General features: G+C 65.8%; 14 protein-coding genes and 1 pseudogene. 6 read left to right on the forward strand and 9 right to left on the reverse strand.

What is annotated here, in order from left to right; all coding sequences use genetic code 11:
* Window positions 1–787 precede the first annotated feature (787 nt).
* The 4 genes from ABD301_RS23475 to mraZ all read right to left on the reverse strand — a co-directional run bounded on the left by ABD301_RS23475 (window position 788) and on the right by mraZ (window position 5,156).
* Entirely contained in the window at window positions 788–2,800 is a 2,013-nt protein-coding gene (locus ABD301_RS23475; protein ID WP_344312606.1) for a peptidoglycan D,D-transpeptidase FtsI family protein, read from the reverse strand.
* Window positions 2,797–3,591, reverse strand: a complete 795-nt coding sequence (gene ftsL, locus ABD301_RS23480; RefSeq protein WP_344312607.1) for a cell division protein FtsL — start codon at window positions 3,589–3,591, stop codon at window positions 2,797–2,799. Before ftsL ends, ABD301_RS23475 begins: the two co-directional genes overlap by 4 nt.
* The gene (gene rsmH / locus ABD301_RS23485) at window positions 3,588–4,559 is read right to left on the reverse strand and encodes a 16S rRNA (cytosine(1402)-N(4))-methyltransferase RsmH (protein WP_344312608.1); all 972 of its coding nucleotides are present in this window, start codon (window positions 4,557–4,559) and stop codon (window positions 3,588–3,590) included. Before rsmH ends, ftsL begins: the two co-directional genes overlap by 4 nt.
* A 165-nt stretch (window positions 4,560–4,724) precedes the next feature.
* Window positions 4,725–5,156: a division/cell wall cluster transcriptional repressor MraZ gene (mraZ, locus tag ABD301_RS23490; RefSeq protein ID WP_344312609.1), complete on the reverse strand. Its 432-nt coding sequence runs from the start codon at window positions 5,154–5,156 to the stop codon at window positions 4,725–4,727.
* 428 nt (window positions 5,157–5,584) lie between these two features.
* Between mraZ and ABD301_RS23495 the strand changes: the two genes are divergently transcribed.
* Window positions 5,585–6,106: a GNAT family N-acetyltransferase gene (locus ABD301_RS23495; protein ID WP_344312610.1), complete on the forward strand. Its 522-nt coding sequence runs from the start codon at window positions 5,585–5,587 to the stop codon at window positions 6,104–6,106.
* Here the strand turns inward: ABD301_RS23495 and ABD301_RS23500 are convergent.
* From ABD301_RS23500 to ABD301_RS23510, 4 genes and pseudogenes are all read right to left on the reverse strand, one after another.
* A complete protein-coding gene (locus ABD301_RS23500) occupies window positions 6,103–6,396 on the reverse strand; it encodes a M1 family metallopeptidase (RefSeq protein ID WP_163569173.1) in 294 nt (97 codons plus the stop codon). The two genes, ABD301_RS23495 and ABD301_RS23500, sit on opposite strands and share 4 nt — an antisense overlap.
* A gap of 87 nt (window positions 6,397–6,483) precedes the next feature.
* Complete coding sequence (locus tag ABD301_RS23505; RefSeq protein WP_344312611.1) at window positions 6,484–6,894, reverse strand: M1 family aminopeptidase; 411 nt, start codon at window positions 6,892–6,894, stop codon at window positions 6,484–6,486.
* 19 nt (window positions 6,895–6,913) lie between these two features.
* A pseudogene (locus ABD301_RS42515) lies at window positions 6,914–7,516 on the reverse strand (gluzincin family metallopeptidase); the annotation flags it as partial.
* 66 nt (window positions 7,517–7,582) lie between these two features.
* Window positions 7,583–8,467, reverse strand: coding sequence for a LysR family transcriptional regulator (locus ABD301_RS23510; RefSeq protein ID WP_344312613.1), 885 nt, complete (start codon window positions 8,465–8,467; stop codon window positions 7,583–7,585).
* A gap of 107 nt (window positions 8,468–8,574) precedes the next feature.
* On the opposite strand from ABD301_RS23510, the gene ABD301_RS23515 reads away from it, so the two are divergent.
* The 5 genes from ABD301_RS23515 (at window position 8,575) to ABD301_RS23535 (ending at window position 13,170) form a co-directional block, all read left to right on the forward strand.
* Window positions 8,575–9,765, forward strand: coding sequence for an NAD(P)/FAD-dependent oxidoreductase (locus tag ABD301_RS23515; RefSeq protein ID WP_344312615.1), 1,191 nt, complete (start codon window positions 8,575–8,577; stop codon window positions 9,763–9,765).
* 10 nt (window positions 9,766–9,775) lie between these two features.
* Window positions 9,776–10,669 (forward strand): ABC transporter substrate-binding protein, encoded by an 894-nt coding sequence (locus ABD301_RS23520; RefSeq protein ID WP_344312618.1) that lies wholly within the window; start codon window positions 9,776–9,778, stop codon window positions 10,667–10,669.
* 10 nt (window positions 10,670–10,679) lie between these two features.
* Window positions 10,680–11,552, forward strand: coding sequence for an amino acid ABC transporter permease (locus ABD301_RS23525; RefSeq protein WP_344312619.1), 873 nt, complete (start codon window positions 10,680–10,682; stop codon window positions 11,550–11,552).
* Window positions 11,549–12,313: an amino acid ABC transporter ATP-binding protein gene (locus ABD301_RS23530; RefSeq protein WP_163569180.1), complete on the forward strand. Its 765-nt coding sequence runs from the start codon at window positions 11,549–11,551 to the stop codon at window positions 12,311–12,313. Before ABD301_RS23525 ends, ABD301_RS23530 begins: the two co-directional genes overlap by 4 nt.
* A 254-nt stretch (window positions 12,314–12,567) precedes the next feature.
* Window positions 12,568–13,170, forward strand: a complete 603-nt coding sequence (locus ABD301_RS23535) for a hypothetical protein (RefSeq protein ID WP_163569181.1) — start codon at window positions 12,568–12,570, stop codon at window positions 13,168–13,170.
* A gap of 116 nt (window positions 13,171–13,286) precedes the next feature.
* On the opposite strand, the gene leuS is transcribed toward ABD301_RS23535, so the two are convergent.
* Window positions 13,287–16,160, reverse strand: coding sequence for a leucine--tRNA ligase (gene leuS / locus ABD301_RS23540; protein WP_344312620.1), 2,874 nt, complete (start codon window positions 16,158–16,160; stop codon window positions 13,287–13,289).
* Window positions 16,161–16,212: the final 52 nt, after the last annotated feature.

Below are 16,212 nucleotides of genomic sequence, written 5' to 3' on the forward strand. Positions count from 1 at the left end.
CCGCCTCCGGCCCGGTTTTTGGGGCGGAGGCGGGGCTTTCACGAGGCTGGTAGACGAGGCGCCGCACCCTCGTGGACACCGCTTCTGACCAGGGCGGCAAACGGTCATCGTCGATCTCCGCCGGCCCTGGCTTGGTCGACGAGAAACGTTGTCGGCCCTGGTTAAAAGCGGTGTCCATTCGGAAGGGATGACACTGGTTAGAAGCGGTGTTTGCTGGGGAGATGAGCGTCCTGGTCAAATGCCGTGTTTGCTGCGGACGTGACAGCCCTGCTTAAAAGCCGTGTCCACAGCGGACGCGACAGCCCTGGTCAAAAGCCGTGACTGTGCGGGAGCGGCGCCTCGTCTACCAGCCCTGAGAAATCCCACCCCGACACCAAAGGGCGGTGTCGGGGTGGGATTTCTTAGGGCTACTACCGATGGCGCCCTGTATCTCTGGCGCCTTCGGCGCGGGCGCCGTCGACTACGGCTACGAGAGTCGGTCTTAGGACCCTGCAAAACCCGCAGGGTCCTAAGACCGACGCCCCTGCCGGAGGGGCGACAACATCGGCCTGGCGGCCGATGGCGCCGGACGGGGCTGGGTCCCGTACAAAGTTGACCAGCTACGGGTTGAAGGTGACGGTCCCGCACGGGGTGAGGACGGCGGGGGTTGGGTCACGCCGAAATTTGACCAACTTTGGTGTGAAGAGTGACGGTCGCGCACGGGGTAGGTTCCGTCGAAGTTGGCTGACTTGGTTGTGAAAGTGACAGTCACGCACGGGGTGGGTTCGCGGGCTTGGCTCCGCCGGGGTTAGCCGTAGATTTTTAGTGGGGGGCGGACGCTGCCGGTGGGGGGGATGGCTTCGTGGCGGAGGACGAAGCTCATGAGGTCGTGGAAGGCTGGGCCGGCGATCGGGCCGCCCTCGGCTTTGTCGGGGACCTTCACGAAAATCGCGACCACGTAGCGCGGCGCGTCGGCTGGTGCCATGCCGACGAACGACGTGACATTGCCGCTCTCGTAGTGGTTTCCGGCGACCTGCCCACCCGTACCGGTTTTGCCGGCTACCCGGTAGCCATCGATGGCGGCGGCCGGCGCGGTGCCCTCCTGGGTCGCCACGCCTTCCAGCAACCAGCGCATCGCGGCCGCGTTCTCCGGCGAGAGCACCCGGGTCTGCTTGGGCGCTGCCTTGGGCACATACGTGCCGTCGGGGGCGATCGTGCCGCTGACCAGGGACGGCTGGACGCGTACGCCGTTGTTGGCGATCGTCTGATAGACGGACGCCATCTGCATCGGCGTCACCGCGACACCGAGACCGATCGGGATGCCGCCGTACGACGGGCCGCTCCAGTTCTTCACCGGCTGCACGATGCCCGAACTTTCCCCGGGCAGGCCCAAATCGTCGGAAGCACCCAATCCGAATGCCTTCTGGAAGTCATAAAGTCGCTGCGCGCCGAGCTTGTCGGCGACGGTGATCGTGCCGATATTGCTGGACTGGGTGAGAATTCCCTGCAACGTCATCTTCACCTGGCCGTGCGAATGCGTGTCGGTGAAACGCACCCCGCCCTTGGTGATCGAGCCGGGCAGATCAAGCACGGTGTCCGGCTGGATCACCCCGGTCTGCAGGCCGGCGCCGATGGTGATCGCCTTGTGCACCGATCCCGGCTCGACCACCGTCTGGGTGGCCACATCCCGCCACGTGGTGGGGTTGGAGTCACCCGGATTCGCCGCGTCGTACGCCGGATAGCTGGCATCGGCGAGCACCTGGCCGGTCTTCACGTCGAGCACCACGGCCGTACCGAACGAGCCACCGGCCGCCCGAGTCTGCTGGGCGATGATCTGCTGCGCCTGATACTGCACGTCGTTGTCGATGGTCAGCTTGATGCCGGTGCCCGGCCGGGCCGGCACGGTTTTGTCGTAGCCGGCCGGAATCTGGATGCCGCTCTGGTCCGCCTCGTACGTGTGTTGGCCGTCCTGGCCGGCGAGCACCTTGTTGAAAGACGACTCCAGACCGGCGGCGCCCACGCCCTCGGAGTTGGTGAAGCCAATGATGTTCGCGGCCAGGTCATGGCCCGGCTCGTCGCGCCGCTTCTCGTCCTGCGTACCGATGCCCGGGAGGTTCATCGACGTCACCACGTTGGCGACCGCGGGGTCCAGCCGGTGCGCCAGGAAGACGAACCGGATCGCCTTGCCGGTGGTCGTGTTGGTCTTCTTGGTCATTTTCGCCAGCAGCGTCTGCTCTGGTACGCCAAGGACGCCGGCGAGTTTCGCGGCGGTCGCCTCAGCAAGACCTGGCACCAGCTTGTTCGCCGGCGTGCCGGGCACGTGGTCGACCTCACCTGGGTCGGCAAAGATCGCCTTGGCCTGCACGCTGGTGGCCAGCACCGCGCCGTTGCGGTCGACGATCGACCCGCGCGGAGCGTTCAGCTTGACCGAGATCTCGCGGCTGTCCTTCGCCTCCGCCGCCCACGCCGAAGCGTCCGCGGACTGGATGTAGACCAGCCGGCCGACCACCGCGACGAAAAGCAGCAGGACAACCACAAGCCCGATCCGTAGCCGCCGGTACGACGTACCAGCGGCGATCGGATGACTCCAGCCGTTCGCCATCCGCCGGACCGCGGCGCTCGGCCGGACCCGCCCGGCCGGCTGCCGGGGCTTGCGGGCCGCGCCTTGCTGACCGCGGGACTGCTGAGATCCGGCGGTGGCGTACCGCGGCCGTTCGGTACGTCCGGCCCGGTCGGCGCGTGACCGAAGCGGTAGCACCGTTGCTCCGCTGGTCTCGGCCGCGCGCCGGCCGGGAGGTCGGTTGGCCGGTGGGCGGCTCATCGGCCACCCCCGGCGGCTCCCCCAGTGGTGGGGGTAGTCGGCGTGTTAGCGCCCCCGGTCGGTGGTTTGGCACCTCCGGTCGGCGCATTCGCGCCGCTCGCCGCCGAGTTCGCGGCGCCGGATGGCGGCGTCGACGGCTGGCCGCCCTGGGGTGTACCGGTCGAGTTCGCCGGCGGCACCAGCGGCTGCGAACCGTTCGAGTCGGAGGAACCGTCCGAGCTGGACGTCGGATCCTTCGCCGGCGTCGGTACGCCGAGGATCCGGCCGTCCGGGAGCCGGATGAAGGCCGGCTGCCCGGCTGGCACCAGGCCGAGCCGACGAGCCGCCGCGGCGAGCGTGCCGGGTGCCTGCAGCTGGTTAACGTCCTGATGCAGGCCCTGTTCCTTCAGGTCCAGCACCTTTTGGTTGCGCTGCAGCGTGTTCAGCTGGAACGAGTTCTGGTTGACCGCGGTGTTGAGCAGCAACAGGCACACCATGCCGGCGATGACCAGACCGAGGATCAGCACGACAAAGGGAGTACGTGGCGCCGAGCTGGCAGCGGGCGGTGGCGGCAGCAGAAGCCGCGCGCCGAGCCGTCCGGCCTGCCGCGGTACGGACCGCCGAGAGGCGGTCTTCTTCGGGCGGGCCGGCTGTGTCCGGGTGGGCTGATCACGCGGTGGTTGCCGGCGGCCAGGCTGAACCGGCCGCTGCGGCCGAGCCGGCGCGGGCGCGCCGACGGTGGCTCGACCCGCCGAGCGGCTGGGCGCCGGAGCCGTCCTGGTCGGGACGGTCGCGGTCGCGCGGGCAGTCACGACGCGTCCCGCACTCGCTCGGCGGCCCGCACGCGTACCGACTGCGATCGCGGATTGCTCTCCAGCTCTGCTTCGGTTGGCGTCTCGGCACCGCGGGTGAGCAGCCGCAACACCGGCTCGGTGCCAGGCAGCTCGACCGGCAGGTCAGGCGGCGAGGTGCTCGTGGCACCGGCCGTCAAAGCCCGTTTGACCATGCGATCCTCCAGCGAGTGGTACGACATCACCACCAGCCGGCCACCGACCCTGATGGCGTCGATGGCCGCCGGCAGCGCTGTCCGCAGCGACTCCAGCTCGGCGTTCACCTCGATCCGCAGCGCCTGGAAGGCGCGCTTGGCGGGGTGTCCCCCGGTGCGCCGGGTGGCTGCCGGGATGGCGTCCCGGACCAGCTCGGCCAACCTCGCGGTGGAGGTCAGCGGAGTGCGCTCCCGTTCGGTGACAATGGCTCTCGCGACCCGGCCGGCGAATCTTTCCTCGCCGTACTCCCGCAGAATCCGGGCCAGGTCGGCGGCCGCATACGTGTTGACTACCTCTGCGGCGGAAATCCCGGTGGTCGGGTCCATCCGCATGTCCAGCGGCGCATCCCGTGCGTACGAGAAGCCGCGGTCCGTACGGTCCAATTGCATCGACGAGACGCCCAGATCGAAGAGCACGCCCTCGACCCGGTCGATGTCCAGGTCTTCGAGCACCTCGGTCATCTCGTGATACACCGCGTGGACGCCGGTGAAACGCTCTCCGAATGGATCCAGCCGGGCACTGGCCAGCCGCAACGCCTCCGGGTCGCGGTCTAGGCCAACCAGCCGCAACCGCGGATGAGCGGCCAGCATCGCCTCGGCGTGACCACCGAGCCCGAGCGTGGCGTCGACCAGCACGGCCGGGCCCGTGGACAGGGCCGGCGCGAGCAGCTCAGCCACTCGCTCTGCCATCACTGGCACGTGCTGTGGTGCTTGTTGTGGTGCACTGTCGTCCACGCGCGTCGACCCTCCCCCCGAGTTTCGCTGCCGTGCGTGTGCGGTGATCTGCTGACGTTTCGTCAGGTCCCCATCCGCTCCGTACGCCTGGCACCGGGGAAGGTGTGTCAGGAGCGGAGCGGCTGGAGGCCTGGCGAAACGGCCTCGATCTTTTTCAGCGGGTGCCTAAAACACCCCGGGCAGAACCTCCTCCTCCACGTCGGCGAAGCCCGGCTCGGACTCCGTCAGGTAGTCGTCCCAGGCCTGCTGGTCCCAGATCTCCACCCTGGTGCTGGCCCCGATCACCACGCATTCCTTCGTCAGTCCCGCGTACTCCCGCAGCCCGGCCGGAATGGTGACCCGGCCCTGCTTGTCGGGCACTTCGTCGTACGCACTGGCGAAGAAGACCCGTTGATAAGCGCGAGCCGCCTTGTGGGTGACCGGTGCCGCCTGCAGCTGTCCGGCGATCCGGGTGAACTCGGCCATCGGAAACACGAACAGGCAGCGCTCCTGCCCCTTCGTGATCACAAGCCCCTCCGCGAGTTCGTCCCTGAACTTCGCCGGCAGAAACAGTCGGCCCTTGTCGTCCAGCCGCGGGGAATGGGTGCCAAGAAACATGCCGGCCTCCCCTCCCCCAAGCGAGGCATCCTGCCGTCTTGATGCCCCACTGCGCTCCACTGTACCCCACAAATCCCCACGGACAACCCGTAGGCGCTCCGAACATACCCCCATTGAGGGTGACTGCCCAGGTCAGAGCCGGTGGAGAAGAGTGGAGGACGATTCCCGAAGGTGCACTCGTACGCTCGCCAGCCATCCACCTGACGCCCGTTATGTCCGTTTCTCCACGGGCTCAGGTGGAGATGTGGGGCAAAGTGGAGGACCCAGGGGAGCGGAATGGAGCGCCGTGGCGCCCAGCTGAGGCCGCAGCGACACGACCCCGCCGCCCCGCTCGCAGACCAGCGACCGCGTCGACGCACTTATCCTCAGAGTGTGGCCGGCGACAAAACCCGATTGCCGGCCCGAACCCGTCGTCGCAGACTCGGTCGGTGCTGATCAGACGAGAAATTCCAGCTGACACTGAGGTCGTACGAGCGATTCACCTGGCCGCTTTCGCACGCGAGGACGGAACGCCCGGGACAGTCGAAGCGAACCTGGTGGACGAACTGCGCGTGGACGCCGGCTGGATCAACGCACTTTCGTGGGTGGCTGTGGAAGACGACAACGTGATCGGCCATGTCGTGTGTACGCGCGCAACCGTCGGTCCTGATGCCCTTCCGGTTTTAGGACTCGGACCTTTGGGCGTACGCCCCGACCGCCAACGCAGCGGCGCCGGAAAAGCGTTGATGCACGCCATCATCGGCGCCGCCGACGCCCTCGGCGAGCCGGCGATAGTCCTCCTCGGCCATCCGACTTACTATCCGCGCTTCGGTTTCCAGCCAGCCGTCCCCGCCGGCATCGTCCCGCCTGATCCCGGATGGGAACCTGCCTTCCAACTCCGCACCCTCACCACTTACGCCGCAACGCTACGCGGCGATTTCGTCTACGCGGAACCTTTCCGGCGCCTCTAAAAGTGCCCGGCCGACGCGCTGCAACCGTTGTACTGGGTCGGCGACGGCATCGTCGGCGCATACAGCCAGGCGTGGAAAAAGTCGTTGAGATCACGCCCGGACACCCGGTTGGCCAGCGCGACAAAGTCCTCTGTCGATCCATTGCCGTATCGATTCGACGCCACCCAGGCGCGTATCACCTGGCGGAGTTCGCTGTCGCCAATCCGGTTGCGTAACGCTTGCAGCGTCATGAAACCGCGGGTGTACGCCGACAGCCCGAGCAGATGGGCCGCGCCCGGATCCGCGACCACCGTGGTCCAGAAATCCGACTCCGGCGGGAAGTATCCACACAGGTCGTCAAAATACTGTTGCGCGGTCTCGCCGCCATGCGCTTCGTCTCACAGCTCGGTGGAATACACCGCAAAGCCTTCGTTCAGCCAGATATCGCGCCAGTTCTTCACCGACACACTGTCACCAAACCACTGATGAGCGTTCTCGTGCACCATCAGCCCGATCGCCGACTCGACCGGCTGCCCAGGCTCAACCGGCTCCCAGAATGCCTCCGGATACGTTGGCCGAGTCTGGTTTTCCAACGCGAGATCGTTCTTGTCCTCCATCAGCACACCGCCGACGGCGTCGAAAGGGTACGGCCCCCACTGCTGTGACAACCAGTCGACAACCTCGCCGGTCCGCCTGATATCCGCCCGCGCCTGCCGGTTGACCGCGGAATCCCCTTGGGCAAACGCATAAACGTACGGCAACCCCGAGGCGGTCCGTCCGCTTTCGACGTCGTACTTCCCTATCGCCATAAATGCCATAGGTCGCCTGCGGCAACGGCTCAGCCCACCGGTAGGTCGTCCACCCGCCCGCGGTCCGGGTCGACTTCAGATTTCCGTTGCTGATCGCCTGAATCCCGGCCGGAACCGTGATCGTGGTCCGGAACGCGGCTTTGTCCCGAGGATGGTCATTGGACGGAAACCACCATTGCGCGATCGCCGGCTCCCCGGTCGCCACTGCCCCGGTCTTCGTCCGAGTCCACGCAGACACACCGTCGACCTTGACCGTGCTCGGAATGCCCGCGTACGTAACGCTGACCGTGAACACCTCGCCGGCACGGACCGGATGATTCGGCGTAATCACCAGTTCCTGCCCATTCGCCGCGTTCGCGGCGGTCTTTCCATCGACCGTGACTCGACGAGCCGTGAGCGCGAAATCGAGATCGAATCGAGACAGATCCTGGGTTGCGCGAGCGACGATTTTCGTCGTACCAGCCAACTCGTCGGTTGCAGGTTGATAACGAACGTCAATATCGTAGCTGGCGACGTCATATCCTCCGTTGCCCGCAGCGGGAAAATACGGATCCCCGATGCCGGCCGCACCTGGCGACGGGACCGCCAGCACCGCTACCAGCAGCAGATTCACGATTGTCATCTGCGGATGCTAGCGCTAAACGAGGGTTCTCGGTGTGGCCGGAAACTGTCGGTTAGAACTGGGCCGCTAGAACTGGGCGGCGGCCTCGGCGAGGGCCGTCAACAACGGGCGCACGAGCGGATTGTTGTTGGTACGGCGATAGAGCGCGTGCACGTATCGCGGCGGCGGCTCCGGGGTGAGAAGTTGGGCAGTCAGTTCCGGATACGGTGGCAACGCCAACTCCGGCAGCAGGGTGACACCGACACCTGCGCGTACCAGCGCGCCGACCACCGAATATTCGTCGCTGCGCACGATAACTCGCGGCTGGAAACCGACAGACGCGCAGAGTTGCGCCAGCCCCGGCGATTCCAGGCTGGTCACCCAGGGATCGTCGCGCAGATCCGTGAGCTTGACCGGATTTCTGTCGCGATGCGGGTGCCCGGGTGGCAGAACGACATACCGTCGCTCGGTCAGCAGCGGGACGGTGACCAGGTTCGCCGGCCAGCGCCGCTGTTCGATCTCGTTTTCGTAGACCAGCGCGACATCCAGCCGGCCGTCTCGCAACAGCGGCAGCAGATCCGCCGGCTCACCGTACTCCAGCTCCACCGCGACGCCGCCGCGCGTACGCAACAGGTTGGCCAGCGCAGACGGCAGCAAACGCATGCCAGCGCTGGAGAAACTGCCGATCTGCAGCTGCCCGGTCTCCCCTGCCGCGCGTGCTTTCGCGTCCAGCTCCAGCGATCGCAAGCCGGCCACCAGGTCGACACTTTCCCGAGCCAGTTCGCGCGCGGCGGCGGTCGGTTGAATGCTTCGCGGCAGACGCTCGAAAAGCGCCAGCCCGGTGGCCCGCTCCAGCATCGACATCTGCTGCGAGACAGCCGACGCGGTGTAGCCCAGCACGTCGGCCGCGGCCACAAACGAGCCGCGCTGCAGCACCACTTGCAGGGTGTCGAGATGCACCGGGTTGAGCACAAGCAAAGCTTACGCATGAGGCAACAGTCTTTCCTGCTGGTTGGCCTTGTCCTCCGGCTCCGGCTCAGTCACGCTCGTATCACCTGCGGAAACGAGGACGGTGACAGGTGCAAAGTGAGGTTGTTGTGGTCGGCGCGGGTGTGGTGGGGGCGAGCGTCGCCTTCCACCTGCGAAGGCTGGGGGTCGGCAAGGTGACACTGGTCGAGCGGCGCGCGCCGGCGTCCGGTGCGACCGGCCGGTCGGGTGCGCTCGTACGCACCCACTACACCAACGATCCGGAGGCGTCGCTCGCGATCGCCGCGCTGCCCTGGTTCACCGAATGGGCCGACCGGGTCGGTGGCGACTGCGGTTTCGTACGTACCGGATTCGTTCAGCTGGTCGGCGTGGACGACACGAAACTGTTGCGGGAAAACGTAAAATCACTGCAGAGGCTCGGCGCAACGACGGAAACTCTGGCTGCGTCGGACATCCGGGCGGTGGTGCCTGGGCTCGCGGTGGCGGACGACGAATCGGCCGCGTACGAACCGGAGAGCGGGTATGCGGATCCCGTTGCCACCACCCGCGGTCTTGTCGACGCGGCCCGTCGCCTGGGTGCGGACGTACGGGAGAACTGCTCTGTCGACGGCCTTTTGACCGCAGGTGGTCACGTCGTGGGTGTCGCCACGAACGACGGTCCGATCAACGCCGAGGTGGTCGTACTAGCCAACGGCGCCTGGTCGAACGCGTTGACGCGGCCGCTTGGTCTCGACCTGCCGATCACCGCGACGCGCGCGCAGGCAGCGGTCGTGCGCCGGCCGGCACCGCTCGTCGGAATTGCCGGGCATCCGGCCGTTATCGACCGTCGGAACGGAATTTACGCGCGTCCGTACGACGCCGATCGGACGTTGGTCGGTATGAGCAGTTCCAACGCGGACACCCTCAGCGACCTCGACGACGTACCCGTCGCGCCCGGTTTCGCCGAGCGGGCCCGGGACCGGCTCGCCGAGGCGTTCCCGGCCTTTAGCGGTCAACCCATCAGCCACACCCAGGCCGGTCCACTTGACGTGACCCCCGATCACTGTGCGATCCTCGGGCCGGTCGACGGGATCGACGGATTGGTTCTCGCTGTCGGCATGAGTGGCTCGGGTTTCAAGAAAGCGCCGGCAATCGGCGCGTGCCTTGCCGAGTTGATCCAGGACGGACAGGCGACCAGCGCCGACCTCCGGCCGTTCTCGTACCACCGTTTCGCACGCGGCGCGCAGATCGAGCGCCGTGACTACCGAATGGGCGCCGGCGGTGGGACCGCTCTGGTGCACTGAAATGGGGACCATGCGCAGGTGGCTGCTCGCGGGATTGCTGGCGATCACCATGGTCGGCGTCGGCGCGTGCGCGAATCCGACCCAGGTCGGCGATGCCGAACCACCGGGCGTCCTCACCCCACTGACTCCGGACACGGCCGCGATCGCCCAGCTGCCGGCCGCTGTTGTCGCGAAAAAAGAGCTGGTGGTGGCGATGGACGTTTCCAGTCCGCCGAACCACTTCTCCGGGCCGGACGGGGTCAGCGTGATCGGGCTCGACCCGGACATCGCCAAAGCACTCGGGCAAGCGCTTGGCGTACGTGTCAAAATCGTCGGCATCGGTTTTGACTCGATCATTCCCGGGCTGGCAGCGGGAAAGTACGACCTCGCCATCGCACAGATGTCGCCGACCGTGAAGCGCGAGAAGGTGCTGGACTTCGTCGACTACTTCTCGTCCGGCACCGCTTTGGCCGTACGCAAAGGCAATCCGCTCGGCATGCGACTGGACACCATGTGCGGGCACACGATCGCCGTACTCAAGGGCTCCTTCCAGGAGTCCACCAGGGTGCCCGAATATTCAGCGGCCTGTGTGAAAGCCGGAAAGAAGCCGATCCAGCCGATGGTGCTGCCGGACCAGCAGGCCACCATTCTCGCCGGCATCGCGGGACGCGCCGACGGGGTGATGCAGGACTCGCCCGTTCTTGAGTACGCACAAAAGAAGTCCGACGGCCAGGTGCAGGTCATCGCGGTCGCGCACACGTCATCGGTCGGCATCGGCATCCCGAAGACCTCCGGTCTCCTGCAGCCAGTGCGCCTCGCGATGCAACATCTGATCGATTCCCCCACGTACAAACAGATCCTGACCCGCTGGGGTGTCGCGAACGGCGGGGTTCCGAGCGCGGCCGTCAACCACAACTCCGACTGAAGGACACGATGTGTCGCTGCAAAAGGACTCCGGCCTGACGGCGGCCGCGCCGGACGGCGAGGTGATCAAAGCCGTACCCGTCCGACATCCGGGCCGCTGGGTCGCCGCGGTGGTGGTGCTCGTCCTCGCGGCGATGCTGGTACACAGCCTGATCACCAACCCGCGCTTCGAATGGCCGGTCGTCGGGCAGTGGTTCCTCTCTGATCGCATTCTGTCCGGGCTGGTCAACACCCTCGAACTGACCGCGATTTCGATGGTGATCGGCATTGTCCTGGGTGCGGTGCTGGCGATCATGCGACTGTCGTCGAATCCGATCCTGTCGGGCATCGCGTGGCTCTACATCTGGTTCTTCCGTGGTGTGCCGCTGTTCGTGCAGTTGCTCTTCTGGGGATTTATCTCCGCCCTCTATCCGAAGCTCTCGATCGGCGTCCCGTTCGGCCCGGCATTCTTCACATTCTCGGCCAATGACATCATTACCGCTTTCGGCGCGGCGATCCTCGGACTTGGGCTGAACGAAGCGGCCTACATGGCGGAGATTGTGCGAGCCGGCATCCAGGTCGTCGACCATGGACAGAGCGAGGCCGCAGCGGCACTGGGCATGAGTCGTACGCTCACATTACGGAGAATTGTTCTGCCGCAGGCGATGCGTGCGATCGTGCCGCCCACTGGCAATCAGACGATCTCGATGCTCAAGACATCGTCTTTGGTGAGTGTGCTGGCATTTCCGGAGTTGCTCTATGCCGCGCAGCTCATTTACTCGGACAACTACAAGACAATCCCGCTGCTGATCACCGCGTCGATCTGGTATCTCATCGTCACGTCCGTCCTCACCGTCGGCCAGTTCTTCCTGGAACGCCGGTTCTCCGCAGGGAGTGCTCGATGACCTCAGCCGCTGTCGAAGCCGTACGCGTACACAAGAACTTCGGCCCACTGCAGGTGCTCCGCGGCGTCGACCTGCGCGTCGAGCCGGGTGAGGTGTGCTGCATCATCGGCCCGTCCGGCTCCGGGAAGTCGACTTTCCTTCGCTGCATCAACCACCTGGAACGTATCGATGCCGGCCGTCTTTACGTCGACGGCCAACCGGTCGGTTACGCCGAACGCGGTGGCCGGCTTTACGAGCTGACCGAACGAAAAGTCGCCCGCCAGCGGCGGCAGGTCGGGATGGTTTTCCAGCGCTTCAACCTTTTTGGGCACCTCACCGCTCTGGAGAACGTCATGGAGGCGCCCATCCAGGTCGACCGCAAGAGCAAGGAAACCGCCCGGCGTGAGGCTTGTGCGCTGCTTGAGCAGGTTGGACTGACAAACAGACAGAATGCCTATCCCACCCAGCTTTCCGGCGGCCAGCAACAACGGGTCGCGATCGCCAGAGCGCTCGCCATGCAGCCAAAACTCATGCTCTTCGACGAGCCGACCAGCGCTCTGGACCCCGAACTTGTCGGTGAGGTCCTGGACGTGATGAGACAACTCGCCCGCGACGGGATGACGATGGTGGTGGTCACCCACGAAATGGGTTTCGCCCGCGAAATCGCCGACAACCTGGTGTTCATGGACGGCGGCGCCGTGGTCGAAAGCGGCCTGCCCACCGCTCTGCTGACCAACCCCACCCATCCGCGTACGCAGGACTTCCTCGCCAAAGTCCTCTGAGAGAGCACCACACGACCATGGTCATCGTGGTCCGATTGTTTGCCTGATGAGGAAAGAGAGCCGTGCCGCGGCTGGCTAGGGCGTGTCTCCTCATTCCAGGTGGATGAGGGTCGAGATCCAAGCGTCGTCTGCCGGTGCCGGGCGGTCGCCTTCATACCGTTGTTGTATGGAGGTGATCGCCCGGTGCTGGCAGACGGCGTTTGGGCTCGGCCCTCGCCGCCTGGGATGAGGAGACACGCCCTAGCATCCGTTGAATGTCAAGGAAGTCGGTTCCGCTGGTCATCGGGTCGCTCGCTCTGGCAGGCACCCTGGTCTTGGTCAGCGCGGCCGGATCCCTGCTGTACCAGTCCGGCTTCAGCCTGGTACGGCACTCCATCGCCAGCACTCTGCCGCCCGGCTGCGAGGGGTTGCGCAAGGCCGGCCTGGACCACTACTGGCCGGAAGACATCCGCTCGAGTAGGGACGACGTACGAACCAGCGGCCTCGCGTCATGTGTGTGGTCCTCCACCCAACCCCAGCCGGACTCGCTTTATCTCGTGGTCAGCGTACAGATCAAACGGTATTCCGGCCGGATCCTGGCCACACCGGCCGCCCAAGCGCACGCTGCATACGAGGATTCCTGTCATGACGACTGGGAACTCACCGGCGCTCCAGGAGAGGCCGCGATCGGCGACGAATACTGCTTGGACAACCCTTTCGGCGAGAACAGCAGCCGGATCACCACGAGAGTGGCCAACGTGGTGATCCAACTGACGGTTCGGGGCGCGAACTGGTCCAAGACCGGTGGCAGCGAGACAATTTACGAGGCTGAGAAAAACCTGGTCTTTGGACTGATAGGTCAGCTCAAGCTGCACTGAGAAATCCTTCGCGAACTCGACGTTTTCGTTGCCTCTTTCGGCGTGTCGACAACGAAAACGTCGAGTTCGCGGTGGGCCGCTAGAGGGCTTTGGACGACGAAGTCGTCTTAAGCCCTCTAGACGACCAGGGTGACTATTCGGCCGGGGACGACGATGGATTTGCGGATGTCCTTGCCGGCGAGGGAAGCCGCGACGGTCGGGTCGGCCAACGCGACGGCCAGCACGTCGTCCTGGGAAGCGTCCGCGGGGACGGTGACCCGGCCGCGGACTTTTCCGTTGACCTGGACCGGATAAGTGACGGTGTCCTCGGTCAACAGCGCGGGATCGGCCTCCGGGAAGGGTTCGAAGGTCAGGGTTTGCGGGTGGCCCAGCCGCGACCACAGTTCTTCGGCCACGTGCGGGGCCAGTGGCGCGGTCATCAGGACCAGGGGTTCGACGGCCGCCCGGGGGGCCGCGCCGCGCTCGGCGGCCACCACGGTCAGCCGGTTGGTCAGCTCGATCAGCTTCGCGGCCGCGGTGTTCGCCTTCATGCCGGCGTAGTCGCGGCGCGCACCGTCGATCGTTTTGTGCAGCAGCCGCAGCGTTTCCTCGTCAACGTCGTCGTCGTTGACGTGTACGTCCCCGGTCTGCTCATCGATGACCAGTCGCCAGACCCGCTGCAGGAACCGGTGCGCGCCCACCACCGCGCGAGTGTCCCAGGGGCGCGAGGTTTCCAACGGACCCATGCTCATCTCGTACATCCGGAACGTGTCCGCGCCATAAGCCGCGCACATGTCGTCCGGTGTCACAACATTCTTCAGGCTCTTGCCGATTTTGCCGTACTCACGCTTGACTTCGTTGCCCTCGAAGAAGAACTTGCCGCCCGTCTCGGTGACCTGGTCGGCCTGGACGTACTGGCCGCGGCTGTCCTGATACGCGTACGCCTGAATGTAACCCTGGTTGATCAGCCGGTGGAAGGGCTCCTCGCTGGACACGTGACCCAGGTCGAACAGGACCTTGTGCCAGAACCGCGAATACAGCAGGTGCAGCACCGCGTGCTCGACCCCGCCGACATACAGGTCGGCGCCGCCGACCTCGCCGGCGCCGCGCGGACCCATCCAGTACTCCTCGACGGCCGGGTCGACCAGCGCGTCGGAGTTCGTCGGGTCCAGGTAGCGCAGCTCGTACCAGCAGGAACCGGCCCACTGCGGCATCACGTTCGTCTCGCGGCGGTACTTTTTCAGTCCGTCGCCCAGATCCAGCTCGACCTCGACCCAGTCGGTGGCCTTGCCCAGCGGCGGTTCCGGTGCGGAATTCGCATCGTCGTCGGCATAAGTGCGCGGCGAATAGTCCTCGACCTCGGGCAGCTCGACCGGCAGCATCGAGTCCGGTACGGCGATCGGCAGGCCGGTCTCGTCGTACACGATCGGGAACGGCTCACCCCAGTAGCGCTGCCGGCTGAACAGCCAGTCGCGCAGCTTGTACTGAACCGTGCCCTCGCCGAATCCGCGCTTTTCCAACCATTCGATGATCAGCGCCTTGGCGGCCTTGACCTCCAGGCCGTTCAACGAAATCTCGGCGTTGGCTGAGTTGATCGCGGCGCCCTCGCCCACATACGCGTCGCCGTCGAAACCTTCGGACGGCTGCACCGTACGAATAATCGGCAGCTGGAAAACCTTCGCGAAATCCCAGTCTCGCTGGTCCTGGCCGGGCACCGCCATGATCGCGCCAGTGCCGTAACCGGTCAGCACGTAGTCGGCGGTGAAAATCGGGATCCGCTGGTCGTTGACCGGGTTGATCGCGTACGAACCAGTGAAAACTCCGGTCTTCTCACGGGAATCCGCGGTCCGGTCCGTCTCGGTCTTCTTCGCGGCCTCGGCCTGATAGGCGGCCACCGCCTCGGCCGGAGTCGCGAACCCGCCGGTCCATGCGGGTTTGGTGTCAGCAGGCCACCCGGCCGGCGTCAGTGCGGACAGCATCGAATGCTCCGGCGACACCACCATGTACGTGGCGCCGAACAGGGTGTCCGGGCGGGTGGTGAAAACCGTCAGCGGTCCAGCGTCCGTACCAAAATGCACCGCCGCACCGACCGAACGGCCGATCCAGTTGCGCTGCATCTGCTTCACTGGCTCCGGCCAGTCCATCCGGTCCAGGTCGGCCAGCAACCGGTCCGCGTACGCCGTGATGCGCATCATCCACTGGGTCAGATTCCGCTTGAACACAGGGAAATTGCCGCGTTCACTGCGGCCGTCGGCGGTGACTTCCTCATTGGCCAGCACGGTGCCCAAACCCGGGCACCAGTTCACCGGCGCGTCCGATCGTACGGTCAGCCGATAGCCGTCGACGATCTCGCGGCGCTCCACGTCGGATAATGCCGACCACGCCCGGCCATCCGGTGTTTCGCGCTGCCCAGCGGAGAATTCGGCGATCAGCTCGTCGATCGGACGGGCTTTCTGCTGCTCAGGGTCGAACCAGGCGTTGAAGATCTGCAGGAAGATCCACTGCGTCCAGCGGTAGAACTCGGGATCGGTGGTGGCGATCGACCGGCGGTCGTCGTGACCCAGTCCCAGCCGGCGCAGCTGCCGGCGAAAGACCGTGACGTTCTCCTGCGTGGTCTTTCGCGGATGGGTGCCGGTCTGTACCGCGTACTGTTCAGCCGGCAGGCCGAAAGCATCGAAGCCCATCGTGTACAGCACGTTGTGGCCGTTCATCCGCTGGAAGCGGGTCAGCACGTCGGTGGCGATGTAACCCAGCGGGTGCCCGACATGCAGGCCGGCGCCGGACGGGTACGGGAACATGTCCAGCACATACATCTTTGGCCGGTTGATCAGGTCGACCCCGCCGGGGCCGGTCCTGGGCTCGGCCATCGGACCGGACGGGTTCGGCGCGTGGAAGGTGCCCTCGGTCTGCCAGCGGTCCTGCCAGCGGGTCTCGATCTGGTTCGCCAGCGCGGCCGTGTAGCGATGCGGGGGCGTGTCGGCAGAAGCGTCAACAGCGGGTTCGGTGCTCATCTGCTCAATCCTTCGGGTTCACAAAGTCTGTTGTCGGTACGGGAAGTGCCCC

This window comes from Fodinicola feengrottensis (genome assembly GCF_039530045.1).
GTDB classification, from domain to species: Bacteria; Actinomycetota; Actinomycetes; order Mycobacteriales; family HKI-0501; genus Fodinicola; species Fodinicola feengrottensis.